The sequence below is a fragment of the Photorhabdus khanii NC19 genome, assembly GCF_000517265.1.
GTDB lineage: Bacteria > Pseudomonadota > Gammaproteobacteria > Enterobacterales > Enterobacteriaceae > Photorhabdus > Photorhabdus khanii.
Genome location: NZ_AYSJ01000004.1, coordinates 227856 through 243417 on the forward strand (window position 1 = coordinate 227856; position 15562 = coordinate 243417).

Here is a 15562-nt window from a genome sequence, read left to right on the forward strand (position 1 = left end):
CATTTGGGTTATATTGCAGTCTGATCACTCAATATAGGTAATAATTGCTTATGGTTAATGATTTTGATTCAGAACGAAGCGGACTGCTCTTTACGTTCACTGCGGGCGATCTCCCAGAAAAAACGTTTGCTGTAGCTGAGTTCTCTTTGCAGGAAGAGTTGTCCGAACTGTTTACCCTATCCTTAACTCTGGTCAGTAAACGGGCCGATATTGATTTGGGATCACTGTTATTACAGTCGGTAAAGTTCCGGGTGGTTTTCAACGATGTTGAACAACGTCAGGTCAGCGGCATTATCGCCCAGGCTGTACGGGGTGATTCTCATACTCACCGCACGATTTATTACCTCACTGTCCGGCCCACTCTTTGGCGAATGAACCTGAATCAGGACAGCCGAATTTACCACCGGCAAAGCGTCCCGGAAATTCTTAAAAGCTTGTTGAAAAAACACTATATTCTGGCCGATTCCCAACTGAATGAGTTTCATTACACGCGCGAATATGTGACGCAAAAACGCGAGTCCGATTATGACTTTTTTGCCCGGTTAGTCGCCGAAGAAGGGCTGAATTTCTGGTTTGAAGACGACAAACTGTTTTTCAGTGACTGCCATTTAGGCATGACGGCCAATTTACCCTTGGTCTACAACCCTGAGATAGCCCAAGCCACCGAAATGAATGTGGTTAATCAAGTGCGTCTGGGGGTCTCCATGACCCCGCAACGGGTGATCTATAAGGACCGAAATCCGCAAAATCCCGCTTACCGCCTGACACACCGGGCCAATGTCGATCCGCGTGTTGTGGGGGAAGAAACCCTGTTTTCGATCTTTGAAAGCTATGGCCGTTTTCAGAAAGATGCTGAGGCGAAACCGTTTGTTCAGCGCCGTCAGCAGGCAGTCCAGAATCAACAACAGGCGGGCAGCGGGCAAAGCAACTGTTTTAAACTGATGCCCGGTAAAATCTTTGACCTCAGCGAACATCCGGTTGATGAAATGAACACCCGCTGGCAAATCGTGACCATTCATCATTACGGCAAGTGTCCGCAGGCACTGCAAGAAACCTGCGGCGGCTCAGGAAGTTATCTGCATAACGAATTCAGTTTTATTTCCGGTTATAAGGACTGGCGAGCGCTCTATCGTTACAAACCGCTGGCGGATGGTGATGAAGTGGCGACCGTGGTTGGCCCGGCAGGGGAAGAGATTTATGTCAACAAAGAGGGTTGCATTCGCGTCCATTTTCACTGGGATCGTTATGATAAAGCCGATGAAAACGCGTCTTGCTGGATACGGTTCGCACAGGGCTGGAATGGCAGCGGTTACGGTTTTATGGCGGTTCCCCGTATCGGCCAGGAAGTGATCGTCTCCTATCTGAACGGCGATATTGATCGTCCGATTGTCACCGGCTGCACCTACAATGGTTTAAATCGGCCACCGCTGGATTTACCTGCCGAAAAAACCCGAACTACCTTTAAAACCCAGACTCACAAAGGGGAAGGTTTTAATGAATTGCGCTTTGAGGATGCAAAAGACCAGGAAGAGGTATTTATCCATGCACAAAGAGATATGAAAACTCAAATTTTAAATGATGAAACGGTCGATATTGCAAATAATCGTCTTCATCATGTGAAACACGATGCCCATTTACGTGTTGATAATGAATATCGTGTTTTGGCTAATAATGATATCTCCGTTTCGACCGGGAAAAAATTGCATGTCAAAGCCGACGATGCGTTATTGATGCAGGGAGGAAATGAAATTCATCTGCGTTCAGGAACCACCTTGATCATTGATGCAGGCGGTGAATTAACTCTCCAGGCGGCAGGGCATTTTCTCAAAATCGATGCGGGCGGTATCACCAGTAGTGCAGGAATTAATTTCGGTAGTGGAGTGCCGGGTATAGGTTCTGGTTGGGGAGGGAAATTGCCTGATATGTTACAAAAAGAGATGAAACAGGTGAGTGTCGATATTCCTACACAAATACCAAAAATACCGGGCAAGGGGCTGTGCATCAGTTGTTTATTGAAAGCAGAACTGGAAGGGGCAACAACGATTATCAGGAAGCAATCATAATGTTGGAATTAAATGAAAAGCTAATGAGCTATCAAGAAGAACACCCTGAAACCCGGCTTTATGCGCTGGTAAATGGCCTGCAATATGAACGCTATTTTCAGGCGAAAATTAAATATATTGCCGGGGTAAATAATCCGTTATTCCGGCACTACCCTGATTCAAAAATTGCGTTTGCGGGTCCCTGGTTATTTGATATGGAATACGGACATCATTGGCGTGATAAATTATCCATGCTAGAAGATACCTTTCCTTCTGTATCATGGATATCGACACCTTTATCATTAGATCAGTTGACCCGGCATCTGGTGCCTTATTTAAATATTCAGTTGCCGACAAAACAGACCGCGCTTTTCCGTTTTTATGATCCTCGTGTTTTACATCGAATTCGTGACACGTTCGATGATGAACAACTGGCGGCGTTTACTCATGGAATTAATAAATGGATTTATCAATATGATACCGCTTATTATTCAGTAACAGGAGTAATGTTATGATTGAATTTACTCAGGTTCAAATCGATAAATTCAATAAATTAGAAAAAGATGAATTTATTGAAAAAATGAAAAATCAAATTTTATCTGAACATGCAGATTTGGTTCCCGAACATGAGTCTCTCAGTCACCGGCTGAAAGCGGCTTATGATTATTTATTGGAATTAAACTTTCAGGAGCAAAATATGCTCCAGTCTTATTTATATCTGGTAGCTTTTAATCCCAACTTTCAGTATGCCTCATCAATTAAATCTGCACTCGAATCCCCCGGTCAAAAGCCAGAGCAGCAATTTAAGGATTGTCTTAGTATTGCAAAAAATAAGATGAATAGGAGACGTTAATATGCCAATACCATTACTAGCCCCTGTCGCAGTGGGTGCTGCTGAATACGTCGCAAGCGCCTGCGCCGGGGTATTAATTGCCGTTGGGGTGATGGAAGCAGGTAAAAAGAGTTCAGTGGAAGAGGATGATAGCATTATTCGGCATAAGAAAACGGATTTTGTGATAAGCCCTGAAATCACCGATGAAGATCGAAATATCGTCTGGAGCGAAGAAGCCCATGCAAACTTTTGGGAAGATGATGACCTGGATGAGGGTCCGGTTGATACCTCTGCGGTTCAAGCCAAAACTGCCGCCAAAACAGAAGCCTGTGAAAGCACAGAAAAGCAGAAAGCGTGTGAAGAATGTCTGGCTATTCCGGTGACAAGTGAAAAGTATCGTAAGGTCAGTCGTTGGAGCGCCATCACGATTAACTATCAGCGATTTATTGCCAAAACCCGCTATGACCCTGCGGCGCAGATGATTCAGGAGTTTCAATGCCTGAAAGTAACGTTTGATGGCTGGCAACTCACACGTTGTTTGTTTCTGGAGGCTAAGGCGCGGTATGACCAGTTTTTTGATATTGGCGGGAATAGAAAAAAATGGTGGAAAGGGTATCGTTCTGCAATTAAACAAGCAGGTAGGCAGCAAGGGATATGTGATCTGTTAGATAGTACGCCCTATGTGGAATGGCATTTTTTGCAGCCGATTAGCTATAGCTATTTTAAGCCGTTACTTGAAACGATGGATAATATTAGTGTTTTCTATACTCCATGTTCTGAGTTGAGCAGCGTTATTTAAAGAGAGATACAACAATGACAGTAATTAATATAGATATTAATGTACGTTATGAACAATGGGAAACCGTCACCACCAAGACAGCGTTAATAGATTTATTCCATATCACTCAACGGCTCAATGTTTTTTTTGATCAAAAGAAAACGTGGTTTTTAACAGGATATTCTAGAAAAGATGCTTTAAAATCAAAAATATTTGATGAACAGGGACCAACAGAAACAGCAAGTACTCATTTTGAAAAATCCTATAAAAAAGATTTTCCCCTTCTTGTAGAAAGCATATGGGACGGTGAAAAGGATGATATAGCTAGTGGAATAGGCTATTACAAAATGAAAATGGCTCGACCTAACTGGGTTTGGTTAGCTCTTGAACTAACAATTGACATCAGTCAGTTTCATCTTTTCCGATTAATTGACTTGATCAAATATTTGGCTACTACCCGTGATTCTCCTTCTATTCAGGTGGAAACCAACGGCTATACCCGGCGAGAAAATAAAGTCTTCCCTGATCGTTTAAGTGTCGGCTGGATGCTTTACCAGCCCAGAGTGATTGATAAATCCTCTCTTCCTATGGCAGAAGAAGTCCTTCCCGTTTATCAAAATGACGAGCAAATCGGCACATTGATTATCACCAAAAAAGGAATTTTCGATGGCCGAAATCAGGACGATATTGATAAATCCAATGACATTGAAATTCAGTTAGTGGATCTGGGATTACTGCCATTAATAACTGAGATTTAATGGCAACGATATTATTTGCCAATGGTAAAACGATGGAGGAAATTGATGTTAAAAGCCGTTATCTTGCTGGGTGATATGACTGATCATGGCGGTAAAGTGATTACCGCCATTGAACAATAGACTTACAACGGTATTTCTATTGCAGGTAAAGAAGATTGGGTTGAATGCCCCCAATGTAAAGGGGTTTTTCCTATCATAGAGGGAAGCAAGGCTGTCGCAAAAGGACGAAGTTTCCCAAAGGAGATCGGATGAAGATAAAACTGGAAGGAAAATGGATTGCAGGCGGGATTATCCCACCTGCATATTGCAACAAAGTTACAGTGCCAGGAAGAAACCGGCAATAGTTGCACTCATCAGGTTGGATAATGTACCTGCTATTACTGCTTTAATCCCCAAGCGAGCGACATCCCCACGACGACTTGGTGCCATACCGCCCAAACCACCCAGCAGGATAGCGACAGAAGAAAGGTTAGCAAAGCCACACAGTGCAAAGGAGATGATTGCTTTGGTGTGACCTGACAGAACCTGTAAACCCGCAGCCGCAACCACATCATCCGATTGCAAATATGGGCCGAAGTTCATAAAGGCAACGAATTCGTTCACAACCAGTTTTTGGCCGATAAAGGAACCGGCAACTGTTGCTTCATGCCATGGAACACCAATCAGGTAAGCAATAGGCGCACAAACCCAGCCCAGCACCAATTCAAGAGAAAGTTGCGGGTAATGAAACCAGCCACCGATACCACCAAGAATACCGTTCACTAACGCAATCAAGGCAACAAACGCCAGTAACATTGCACCGACGTTCAGCGCTAATTGCATACCAGAAGCCGCACCAGAAGCGGCTGCATCAATGATGTTAGCAGGGCGATCTTCTTCCGCAACGAGTGACATCGCATCAACAGTGTCTTGCGACTTTTCAGTTTCAGGTACTATCAGTTTAGCGAATAACAGACCACCTGGAGCTGCCATAAAGGAAGCCGCAATCAGATATTCCAACGGTACGCCCATTGATGCATAACCGGCCAGTACAGAACCGGCGACAGATGCCAGACCACCACACATAACCGCAAACAGTTCAGACTGGGTCATAGTGGCAATATAAGGGCGAACAACCAATGGTGCCTCAGTTTGACCCACGAAAATATTCGCTGTTGCGGACAAAGATTCGGTACGTGAAGTTCCGAGAACTTTTTGCAGGCCACCACCCAATATTTTGATAACGAGCTGCATAACACCGATGTAGTACAAAACAGCTATCAGTGAAGAGAAGAAAACGATAATAGGCAATACACGCAAGGCGAAAACAAAACCACCACCACCAAACAGTTCATACATTTTGGGGGAAACTAATCCACCAAAAATAAAATCCATTCCTTGCTGACCATACTGGATAACACTGGAAACTCCCTCAGACATACCCATTAATATTATCTTGCCTGCGGGAACATAAAGTACAAAAGCGCCGATAGCGACCTGAATCAAAAAAGCACCAAGGACAGTACGAAGTTTAATAGCGCGATAGTTACTGGAGAAAAGTACTGCGATCAAGATCAGCACTACCATCCCGACCAGGCTCATAAAGAGTTGCATTGGAAGAATCCCTGTTCACTTAATAATAAATTAAATATGTCAGTAAGAATGTAAATGTTCACTGACACTGTTTCGGCGCTGATTATACTCAGTCATCGGAATGAACAAGCTATCTACATCACAAATACCCACCGAAAAAAGCAATAGAAAAACGATAAATGTGATACATATCACATAAAATAGCAGAAATAATCTACAATAAGATAATCTAACCATCGGGATGGCAAAATAACAAACAATTAAGAGATGATTATCAGGTAAGCGCAGTTAAAGTTTTATGATATTCCACTTAACTATTCAACCCAAATAACTCAACACCGTTACTATAAAGCTGAACAGCGATTTCATCAGGAGATTCACGGCGAAGCTCACATAACGAAGCAAAAACCCCGGCAATTCTTTCCGGTCGGTTAGGCTCTCCCTGAAACCCGAAAAGTGGCATATCTGGTGCGTCTGTTTCCAGCACAAGAGAAGTTAAAGGAAGTTCAGCAACTGCGCGACGGGTTTTCTGTGCTCTTTCATAAGTAATGGTTCCCCCTACCCCAATGTAGTATCCCAAACGGATAAAAGCCTCTGCCTGAGATAAACTCCCGGCGAATCCATGTACCACGCCGGTACGGGGAAGGTCGATTCTTCTCAGGATCGCGGCCAGTTGATCATGGCTTTTTCTGGAATGAAGTATGACAGGTAATTCACACTGTTTTGCCAGCCGCAATTGAGCGCACAGTAATTCTTTCTGTTTTTCAAACTGAGGCTCAGCCATATAAAGATCAAGGCCAATCTCTCCGACAGCCACCCGCTTTTCATTTTTCTGTTTCAGTGATCGCGCCAGATCAGCAAGATGCGATTCCTGATGTTCATTGATATAAAGAGGATGCAAGCCCAACGCCGCATAAATCTCCGGATAAACGCGAGCCAGTTCAGATACCCGTTGCAAATTTTTCCCACTCACAGCGGGAACAATAATTTTATCCACACCATCCTGTGCCGCCCGTTGCAGGCTCCGCCGTTCGTCACCACGAAACGGGGGAAAATCAAAATGGCAGTGGGTATCAATAAACATGGAACTATCCGTTATTCATCTGTTCTGGCGATTCTGCCAATGTAGTTGATGGTTTAACCAAAACGCTATTTTCTTCACTCCGGCGCGAGACATTACGGCTCAAACGATAATTTTTACGCTCCGCCATACCAAACTTATCACCAACAAATGCATGACCAACCGTCGCCAGGAAATAGCGACCGCAACGACGCCCAAGATGATAATCCTTATTCAGGGCCGGCAAACGACTGCCTAATGCACTGGCAGTTAATGGCGCAGGCGGATAGATTTCAAAAATCTGTACATCATCAGGTGGATTTTCAATAAATTTCTGTGTGCAGTAATAACTTTTCGCATGTTGCTGTAACATCCGTACCATCTTTTGCAGGCTGCTATCCCCCAACCAACGTTCCATCCGTTTCATCCAATCAGGCGTGTAATAGAGCTGCGAAGGAACAGTGCGGATCACCACTATCGTATCAGCACCACGGCGATACGCCTCTTCCACGGGAATGGCGTCACTGATACCACCATCATAATAAACAACATCATCAATCGTCACACCATTGCGATAAAGCCCAGGAATAGCACTCGATGCCTTAATCACTTCCAGCCAATTCTTTCCATCAGGATGAAAATAGGTTGGTTCAAAATTATCTGAACGACACGCACACATATAAAATTCACATCCAGCCTCAAATTTGCGTAAAGCGGCGGGGATGTCCAATGGAAGTTCCTGAGAAACGGTCTGCAAAAACCAGTCTAAATCAACTAAATGACCACCACGAACAAAACGCAGAGGGTTAAAGAAATCAGGTCTGGTTGTATAACGGGTGATAGCCCGCCGGGCATATCCACGCTGCCCACAAATATAGGCCGAAAGGTTCTGAGCACCCGCCGAAGTACCAAGCAATAGATCAAACGGGTTAAATTCAACGCGCATAAATTCATCCAGCACACCCGCAGTAAAAATACCGCGCTGCCCCCCACCCTCACAAACAAGTGCAACCTTTCCAGATTTAATATGCGATTTATATTTATGGGATAATAGATCAATATTTCCCAAAGTTATCGGTATACGTTTCCCCACACAGTCCCCCAAAAAAATAAATGACGGATAGAGAGCATAACTTGGGAAGTTATTATCCGTCATTATATTATGGTGCTACGTAGTCAATATTTTGATAAAAACCCCTGGTGAGGGCGCATATCCGATTAGTACAAAACAAAATTATTTGAATAGAAAACAACCATTCAATTAGAAAAACATATTATTTTTTTATGGTCAGACCGTTTTGAATAGATTTGACCCCTTTCACTTGAGAGATAACATCCAGCACTTTTCTGGATTGCTGCTCACTTTTCACAAAACCAGAAATATAAACAACTCCTTTTTCTGTTTTTACAGCAATGCCGGTACTGTTGATACCTTTTTCCGCCAACAACTCACTTTTAATCTTCGCGGTGATAGCACTATCATCCATGTAACCATCGACACTTTTCATGGAGTCATCAATTTTCTGACCAGCACTGTCAAGTGCTTGTGTCGCTTTATTTTTAAAAGACTCTTCCGCCAACACACTACCGCTGACCAGGGCTGTACCTAAGACAACAGCCATCAATGAGTGAGTCAATTTAACATTCTTCATCTTATACCTTCCTTTTGTCGGTTAGATTTCTGAATCTATAAAGCCATGCAAACTGTTTTTGTATAAAGTAATCTCAACAGAATCACAATCCGCATTAGAATTAAAAATAGGTTATTACCTCCAATAGCTAAGTTAAATTGGAAAATAAAAACATCAATACGGCGAGAGACAAAGAAATAATAACAGGAAAATTAAGCAAAGAGCTATAAAATAAGACGAATCTTACCGACTAAAATTATAAATTACTCTTGTGTTACATATATTTTTGTAAAGAAAAAGGCTAACCCATTGTTAGCCTTATAAAATATTAATGTTCCCGTGTCTTACGGAAATTGACGTCAGGATAACGTTCACGGGTAAGATTCAGGTTAACCATCGTGGGTGCAATATAAGTCAGATTATCACCCCCATCGAGCGCCAGGTTTTGCTCATTCTTACGCTTAAACTCTTCCAGTTTTTTCGCGTCATGACATTCAACCCAGCGAGCCGTTGAAACGTTTACCGGTTCATATAAGGCTTCAACGTTGTATTCACTTTTCAAACGGGCAACAACGACATCAAACTGTAGAATACCTACCGCTCCCACAATCAAATCGTTATTTGCCAGTGGACGAAATACCTGTACCGCGCCTTCCTCAGAGAGTTGAACCAATCCTTTCAGTAGCTGTTTCTGTTTCAGAGGATCGCGCAAACGGATACGACGGAATAATTCCGGAGCAAAGTTAGGAATACCGGTAAATTTCAGATCTTCCCCTTGAGTAAAGGTATCACCAATCTGGATTGTGCCGTGGTTATGCAGACCGATAATATCTCCCGGGTAGGCATGATCTACGTGAGAACGATCACCCGCCATAAATGTCAGCGCATCAGAAATCACTACATCTTTCTTCGTTCTTACCTGACGCAGCTTCATGCCTTTTTCATATTGACCTGACACCACACGCATGAAAGCTACGCGGTCACGGTGTTTAGGGTCCATATTGGCCTGGATCTTAAAGATAAATCCGGTGAATTTATCTTCCTGAGCGGAGACTTCACGCGCATCGGTCTGACGAGGCATCGGCGCGGGAGCCCATTTAACCAAACCATCCAGCATATGGTTAACACCGAAGTTACCCAACGCAGTACCGAAAAATACCGGTGTCAGTTCACCTTGCAAAAATGCCTGATGATCAAATTCATGGGAAGCCCCCTGAACCAGTTCCAGTTCCTGACGCAATTGTTCAGCCAGATCTTCACCAATCGCCGCATCCAGCTCAGGGTTATTCAGCCCCTTGATAGCGCGAACTTCCTGAATAGTATGACCCTTTCCGGTCTGATACAGATAAGTTTCATCAAGATAGAGGTGGTAAACCCCTTTGAAATATTTACCACAGCCAATCGGCCAGGTGATTGGGGAACAAGCGATATTCAACTCATTTTCCACTTCATCCATCAGTTCCATTGGATCACGGATATCGCGATCAAGCTTGTTCATGAACGTCAGAATTGGAGTATCGCGCAGACGGGTCACTTCCATCAGTTTACGTGTACGATCTTCAACCCCTTTAGCGGCATCAATGACCATCAAACAACAGTCAACAGCCGTCAATGTACGGTAAGTATCTTCAGAGAAGTCTTCATGCCCCGGCGTATCAAGCAGGTTAACCAGGCAATCGCTGTAAGGAAACTGCATCACAGACGTGGTAATGGAGATACCACGTTGCTTTTCCATTTCCATCCAGTCAGATTTGGCGTGCTGATTTGAACCACGGCCTTTTACCGTACCGGCTTTCTGAATCGCCTGTCCGAACAGCAACACTTTTTCAGTAATAGTCGTTTTCCCTGCGTCAGGGTGAGAAATGATAGCAAAAGTTCGCCGTTTAGCGACTTCATGCTGAAAAGGGGAATTTGACATCAATAACAATCTTCTGCTTTGTAAACGGGCTTGTACTCAACATTAGACGCTTCCCCGCAAGGAAAACAGCTGCCAAACCCGTGGGTGAATGAAAAATTGGCGCTCATTTTCGCTGAAATTGGTGCTATAAACAATCAATCAATTTTATCGCACTTATTACGCAAATAACGGCAACGCCATGATGATGGCATCTTCTTTACCTGTCGCAGCAGGATAGTAATGCTTACGGACAGTCACTTGATTAAATCCTGACTGTTCATACAACCTAATAGCAGAGCAATTCGATTGTCTTACTTCAAGCCATAAAGTATTAATCCCCTTCCCAGGCAAAATTGCTATTAAATACTCCAGTAGCGCTTTACCGTAGCCTTGACCTTGATAGTCGGGATGAATGGCAATATTAAACAGGGTTGCTTCATCTAATATCAATTGGGTTACAGCAAAACCAATAAGCTGTTCATTAATCACTATTTTATAATTCAGATACCGCTCACCCTGATTACTGAAAAATGTTTTCTCACTCCACGGAAACGCATGACTGGCTTTCTCAACCAGAAAAGCGGACGGGAGATCAGCGGGAGTTAATAGAGAAATGTTGTTCATGTTGTGAAATCTGCTGCCAAAGGGAACGTTTTGCCTTCCCGTCACAATATAAATCATTTAATGCAGGGCTTCTCAAAGAAATTCCCTGCCATGATAGTGTAATATCCACCCCCAACAGCCAACATGGACACTTGACCTGTTCCGGTAACATCGCAACATTATCCGATGTAATGCAGTAAACAGAGGATTTATCCAGCCCCATAGCTGTGAAAATATCTATTAATAATGAATTAGTTAAATCAATTTGGTCATTAGTAATAATCAGCAGACGGGTGGTATCGGGTAAGTGAACAGCTAACTCACCTTGCAAAACCGCCGGGTTACGCAAGCCCCATTGGGTAATCCCCAATAGAGCTAATAACCTGTCGCGCCGGGTTACCATATTTATTCACCTGCTGTAAAAAATAATCAGTAACATGTTATCAGAGGCCACTATCCGCGCCAATATTGGGCTTTAGATTTACCCGTCCCTGATACTTGGCACAGAACATGAAGAACATAAAGGAGCTATAGACAAATGTCTGCGTTAACCCCCGCCAGTGAAGTTATTTTGCGTCACCGTGAGCAATTTAGCTCTCATCACCTGCTCTTCGCCGGTGATATCCAGGACACACTGGCAACCCAAATTGATGCTGCCAGTGTGCAAGTACATACTAGCCAGTATCATCACTGGCAATCACTGATCCGCACCCTGGGCGATAATGCCTTATTCGGCCTGGCAGCAGAAAAAGGATTTACCCAGAGTTGTGACACTCTAATCTACTATTGGCCTAAAAGTAAGCAGGAAGCTCGCTTTCAGTTACGCAGCCTGTTTTCTGTTCTGCCAAAAGGTATTGATATTTTCGTTGTCGGCGAAAACCGTAGTGGAGTACGCAGTGTAGACAAACTGATGGAAAGCATGGCTACTTTCCATAAAATCGACAGTGCCCGCCGTTGCAGCCTGTTCTACGGCCAGCTGGAACATGAAGTGCTGTTTGATCAGGAAAACTGGTGGAACAGTTATCAGGTAGAAAACGTGACCGTGAATACTTTACCGGGTGTATTCAGCCAGGATGAATTGGATGTTGGTAGCCGGTTACTCCTTTCCACTTTTGACAAACCTCTCTCCGGCAGCTTACTGGATATCGCATGTGGTGCTGGTGTTCTGGCCGCCGTGCTGGGTAAGAAAAACCCTGAGTTAGCGCTTACTCTCAGTGATGTCAATGCAGCGGCTATCGCTTCCAGTAAAGCGACGTTAAAAGCTAATAAACTGGAAGGTCATGTTGTCGTCAGTAACGTCTATTCCAACATTGAAGATAAATTCAACTGGATTATCTCTAATCCCCCCTTCCATGACGGGCTAAAAACCAATTTACAAGCAGCGGATGACCTGATCCGCCAAGCGCCTAACTACCTTAAACCCGGCGGCAAACTGCGGATTGTTGCCAACGCTTTCCTGCCTTATCCCGATTTACTGGATAAAACTTTTGGCAATCATGAAGTTATTGCTCAAACGGGTAAATTTAAAGTTTATCAGGCAACGAAAAGGTTCTGATTTATTCAGCCTGTCCCTAGCCCACGGACAGGCTGTTTTAACAAAATCGTAAAAAATGATGATTTTTACGGCAATCATACAACGCCGTAATAAATAATGATTGACGCAGGCTGCAAAACCTCTAGAATTCGCCCCCATGCTATCAAGCTGACTCGCTGATAGTGTCTGAATTTGCGAGGGTGGCGGAATTGGTAGACGCGCTAGCTTCAGGTGTTAGTGTCCTTTCGGACGTGGGGGTTCAAGTCCCCCCCTTCGCACCAAATCAGACAATCGCTGATTAAATTCGGCAACAAAAAATGGCAGTACTTGCGAGGGTGGCGGAATTGGTAGACGCGCTAGCTTCAGGTGTTAGTGTCCTTACGGACGTGAGGGTTCAAGTCCCTCCTTTCGCACCAATCTGTTCATTTTCCGCATCAATCTTCCTTCGCACCTGTTTTTTCTTCAACAAAACATCAAAAACAGCTAAACCGGTGTGCTCCCGCTAATAAGACACACAACACAGCAAACCCCGATGGTATTAGCAGAAAATGGCGTGACTTCTGGTTCAGCAACATGAATAAAGTCAACAGCATCGCAACGACAACCCCAATTTTAAGCTGCTCAGCCCCAGGATTGACGATGACGAATAGCATTCCGGCCAAACTGGATAACCCCATTCCCCACAAACTGGTGATACCCTGCCAGAAAAACGATCTTTCTCTATCTTTAACCCTGATCATAACTTGCACCAACTTAAATGATAATGATTACCAATATCATATACGAAAAAGTGTGAAGTACAAGCCAGTTGCAATAATCGGATTTAGCCGTTAATTTCAGCCAGTCTAATAGTCTTTTCACTTTGGGATGAGCTTGGATTTTATTATTATCTTGGTATTTTTTATTGATATATTCTTCTACCGGATTTTCTTTTGGAGATCTCAATTAAATAATCAAAGGAATCTCCAGCACAATAGGCTGAGAAGGAGTCTATTCTCCTTTATCCAAACCAGTATTATCCTGATTGTTTTATATCGTATTTTTTAATTATTTGGATGAATGATAAACCCCAGGGTGAGAGCGCAAGTGTTCATTTTTTACCCAGCTAACTTAATCCTGCTATTAACACCTTGTCCATATAAGCACTACTCATACTGGTCATCTTCCGTTTGCGCCGAATACTAAATTCTATTTAGCGAATGCTTCAAAACAATTCACGGCTTTTTGCATAGCCTTGCTGGAGAAAGAAGGAAAGCTCAACGTCAAGGATAAAGTCAGACAATATTTGGATTATTTACCCGCGCATTTCTCTGATATTACCATTGAGCATCTTATTCATCATACCAGCGGGTTACGGGATATATTTTTACTTTATAGTCTGGCAGGTAAAAACTCAAGTTTTGACCACTGCAATGCTGATTGAGTGAGAAAATTGATCCAACGACAACAGACATTTAACTCCCCCACTGGGGAATATTATATTTATAGCAACACGGGCTATTATTTGCTGGGGGAAATCGTCAGCGTAGTTTCAGGTAAGTCGTTGAAGAAATATGCAGAAGAAAATGTTTTCGCTTCATTAGAGATGAAAGATACCATTATCTGTGATGATATAACCGAGATTATCTCTAATCGGACGATGGGTTACACTTATAACGAGAAACCGCACCGGTGGGCAAGGTATGATCTCAATGGTTCCGTGGTAGGTAGCACAAGGGTTTATTCTACGGTGAATAATTTGCGTCGCTGGATCAGAACATTTTATTCGCCATCCATTGTTCAGGAGCTGTTGCCTCAATTAGCTAGTACACCAGATTTAACCAATGGCAATCGGAATAACTATGCTTACGGTTTGATTGTCAGCCAACGAGAAGGGCAAAGAATAATACAACATGATGGTTGCTATGCTGGTTTCAAATCTGAAGTTTGTATTTTGCCTGATGCTAAATTAGGTATCGCTATTACCTCTGCAACAAATATTAATGTCATTCAATGGATTGAACAGTGTCTTGATATGTTGTTTAACACGAATATAATTGAACCGGAAAAACCACATTGTCTAACCTGTGATATCGATATCACAGGTATTTTCAGAGGGGCAGAGCCTTATCCTTATATTATTACTAAGGAAGATGTTTATTTGTTAGGTAATTTATTCGGAAAAGGCAACCCGATTACTTTTAACTCTGACTGTTCATTCCAACAGCAAGGAAGTAAGACCCTATTCAGACCTATCATTGAAAATGACAGTGTTATTGCATTAGAACAGATTGATGAAAATGGCAATGTTTTTCATTTTAAAAAGATGACTGATGATGGTGGTATCGATATGAAGCTATTGTCAGGGAATTATTATAGTCATGAAATAGAAGCAACAATTACTATTTTTACTTCTGGAGATGGAATTTATATTGATGGGATTACTTACTCTGGGAATAAAGAAGCCTTGTGGCGGGTTTATAGGAATAGCTATTTCTCTCCGAGCACTGAATTTGTTATCGATTTTGAATTGGACTTTGATACGAATAAACCTCATCTCTATATCAATGATTGGGGTTGCTGGAGGGCAGAATTTGTCGCAGTTTAATTTATAAAGTGATAAATCAGAATGAAGAACGGCATTGTTATAGTAGAATGGAATTAATGCTATTGAGGGCCTAAAGACATTCCCTATTAGATGCACTTTTTCCAGGCAGAACTATTCTATTTATGTTCTGTCTTTTTTTTGTAAACATCAGCTCCCGTAGTTACTTTATATTGCCCTTTATATATTAAATGATAACCATTATCACTTGGATGTTTCCTGTTTACGTCTTACAGTACTGCCCATATATATATGTTCTGTTTTATAACCT

General features: G+C 42.8%; 14 protein-coding genes, 2 tRNA genes and 1 pseudogene. 9 read left to right on the forward strand and 8 right to left on the reverse strand.

Annotated elements, in window-relative coordinates:
• The first annotated feature begins 50 nt into the window (after positions 1 to 50).
• From tssI to PTE_RS05450, 5 genes are read left to right on the forward strand one after another with little or no spacing between them, the layout of a single operon-like run.
• Positions 51 to 2063 carry a type VI secretion system tip protein TssI/VgrG gene (gene tssI, locus PTE_RS05430; RefSeq protein WP_036843901.1) on the forward strand — a complete coding sequence of 671 codons (2013 nt, stop codon included), beginning with the start codon at positions 51 to 53 and terminating at the stop codon, positions 2061 to 2063.
• Positions 2063 to 2557, forward strand: coding sequence for a DUF4123 domain-containing protein (locus PTE_RS05435; protein WP_036843903.1), 495 nt, complete (start codon positions 2063 to 2065; stop codon positions 2555 to 2557). Before tssI ends, PTE_RS05435 begins: the two co-directional genes overlap by 1 nt.
• Entirely contained in the window at positions 2554 to 2895 is a 342-nt protein-coding gene (locus PTE_RS05440; protein ID WP_036843904.1) for a hypothetical protein, read from the forward strand. The genes PTE_RS05435 and PTE_RS05440 overlap by 4 nt, the downstream gene beginning before the upstream one ends.
• Position 2896: 1 nt before the next feature.
• Entirely contained in the window at positions 2897 to 3673 is a 777-nt protein-coding gene (locus tag PTE_RS22700) for a restriction endonuclease fold toxin 5 domain-containing protein (RefSeq protein ID WP_051477198.1), read from the forward strand.
• A 14-nt stretch (positions 3674 to 3687) separates the two neighbouring features.
• Complete coding sequence (locus PTE_RS05450; protein ID WP_036843905.1) at positions 3688 to 4410, forward strand: Imm52 family immunity protein; 723 nt, start codon at positions 3688 to 3690, stop codon at positions 4408 to 4410.
• Positions 4411 to 4725: 315 nt separating this feature from the next.
• Here PTE_RS05450 and PTE_RS05460 read toward each other — a convergent pair whose 3' ends face one another.
• The 7 genes from PTE_RS05460 to PTE_RS05490 form a co-directional block, all read right to left on the reverse strand.
• Positions 4726 to 5991, reverse strand: a complete 1266-nt coding sequence (locus PTE_RS05460; protein WP_192903225.1) for a NupC/NupG family nucleoside CNT transporter — start codon at positions 5989 to 5991, stop codon at positions 4726 to 4728.
• Positions 5992 to 6292: 301 nt separating this feature from the next.
• Positions 6293 to 7066, reverse strand: coding sequence for a TatD family hydrolase (locus PTE_RS05465; protein WP_036843908.1), 774 nt, complete (start codon positions 7064 to 7066; stop codon positions 6293 to 6295).
• Positions 7067 to 7070: 4 nt separating this feature from the next.
• Positions 7071 to 8135: a patatin-like phospholipase family protein gene (locus tag PTE_RS05470; protein WP_036843909.1), complete on the reverse strand. Its 1065-nt coding sequence runs from the start codon at positions 8133 to 8135 to the stop codon at positions 7071 to 7073.
• 181 nt (positions 8136 to 8316) lie between these two features.
• On the reverse strand, positions 8317 to 8694 hold the full coding sequence (locus PTE_RS05475) for a BON domain-containing protein (RefSeq protein ID WP_036843910.1): 378 nt from the start codon (positions 8692 to 8694) through the stop codon (positions 8317 to 8319).
• Positions 8695 to 9001: 307 nt separating this feature from the next.
• Positions 9002 to 10591, reverse strand: a complete 1590-nt coding sequence (gene prfC / locus PTE_RS05480; RefSeq protein ID WP_036843912.1) for a peptide chain release factor 3 — start codon at positions 10589 to 10591, stop codon at positions 9002 to 9004.
• 156 nt (positions 10592 to 10747) lie between these two features.
• Positions 10748 to 11194 (reverse strand): ribosomal protein S18-alanine N-acetyltransferase, encoded by a 447-nt coding sequence (gene rimI / locus PTE_RS05485; protein WP_036843914.1) that lies wholly within the window; start codon positions 11192 to 11194, stop codon positions 10748 to 10750.
• Positions 11163 to 11576 carry a DNA polymerase III subunit psi gene (locus PTE_RS05490; protein ID WP_036843915.1) on the reverse strand — a complete coding sequence of 138 codons (414 nt, stop codon included), beginning with the start codon at positions 11574 to 11576 and terminating at the stop codon, positions 11163 to 11165. Before PTE_RS05490 ends, rimI begins: the two co-directional genes overlap by 32 nt.
• Positions 11577 to 11711: 135 nt before the next feature.
• Between PTE_RS05490 and rsmC the strand changes: the two genes are divergently transcribed.
• The 3 genes from rsmC to PTE_RS05505 all read left to right on the forward strand — a co-directional run bounded on the left by rsmC (position 11712) and on the right by PTE_RS05505 (position 13123).
• A complete protein-coding gene (rsmC, locus tag PTE_RS05495; protein ID WP_036843917.1) occupies positions 11712 to 12728 on the forward strand; it encodes a 16S rRNA (guanine(1207)-N(2))-methyltransferase RsmC in 1017 nt (338 codons plus the stop codon).
• Between the two features lie 173 nt (positions 12729 to 12901).
• A tRNA-Leu gene (locus tag PTE_RS05500) sits at positions 12902 to 12988 on the forward strand.
• Between the two features lie 48 nt (positions 12989 to 13036).
• A tRNA-Leu gene (locus PTE_RS05505) sits at positions 13037 to 13123 on the forward strand.
• Between the two features lie 57 nt (positions 13124 to 13180).
• Here PTE_RS05505 and PTE_RS05510 read toward each other — a convergent pair.
• Entirely contained in the window at positions 13181 to 13447 is a 267-nt protein-coding gene (locus PTE_RS05510; protein ID WP_051477200.1) for a DUF1435 family protein, read from the reverse strand.
• Positions 13448 to 13878: 431 nt separating this feature from the next.
• Between PTE_RS05510 and PTE_RS05515 the strand changes: the two are divergent.
• Positions 13879 to 15294 (forward strand): annotated as a pseudogene (locus PTE_RS05515) (serine hydrolase domain-containing protein); the annotation flags it as partial.
• Positions 15295 to 15562 lie beyond the last annotated feature (268 nt).

Excerpts from the sequence above, each read along its gene's own strand:
- tssI (WP_036843901.1), top strand. The coding sequence starts at position 51 with ATGGTTAATGATTTTGATTCAGAACGAAGCGGACTGCTCTTTACGTTC.
- PTE_RS05435 (WP_036843903.1), top strand. The coding sequence starts at position 2,063 with ATGTTGGAATTAAATGAAAAGCTAATGAGCTATCAAGAAGAACACCCT.
- PTE_RS05440 (WP_036843904.1), top strand. The coding sequence starts at position 2,554 with ATGATTGAATTTACTCAGGTTCAAATCGATAAATTCAATAAATTAGAA.
- PTE_RS22700 (WP_051477198.1), top strand. The coding sequence starts at position 2,897 with ATGCCAATACCATTACTAGCCCCTGTCGCAGTGGGTGCTGCTGAATAC.
- PTE_RS05450 (WP_036843905.1), top strand. The coding sequence starts at position 3,688 with ATGACAGTAATTAATATAGATATTAATGTACGTTATGAACAATGGGAA.
- PTE_RS05460 (WP_192903225.1), bottom strand. The coding sequence starts at position 5,991 with ATGAGCCTGGTCGGGATGGTAGTGCTGATCTTGATCGCAGTACTTTTC.
- PTE_RS05465 (WP_036843908.1), bottom strand. The coding sequence starts at position 7,066 with ATGTTTATTGATACCCACTGCCATTTTGATTTTCCCCCGTTTCGTGGT.
- PTE_RS05475 (WP_036843910.1), bottom strand. The coding sequence starts at position 8,694 with ATGAAGAATGTTAAATTGACTCACTCATTGATGGCTGTTGTCTTAGGT.
- prfC (WP_036843912.1), bottom strand. The coding sequence starts at position 10,591 with ATGTCAAATTCCCCTTTTCAGCATGAAGTCGCTAAACGGCGAACTTTT.
- rimI (WP_036843914.1), bottom strand. The coding sequence starts at position 11,194 with ATGAACAACATTTCTCTATTAACTCCCGCTGATCTCCCGTCCGCTTTT.
- PTE_RS05490 (WP_036843915.1), bottom strand. The coding sequence starts at position 11,576 with ATGGTAACCCGGCGCGACAGGTTATTAGCTCTATTGGGGATTACCCAA.
- rsmC (WP_036843917.1), top strand. The coding sequence starts at position 11,712 with ATGTCTGCGTTAACCCCCGCCAGTGAAGTTATTTTGCGTCACCGTGAG.
- PTE_RS05510 (WP_051477200.1), bottom strand. The coding sequence starts at position 13,447 with ATGATCAGGGTTAAAGATAGAGAAAGATCGTTTTTCTGGCAGGGTATC.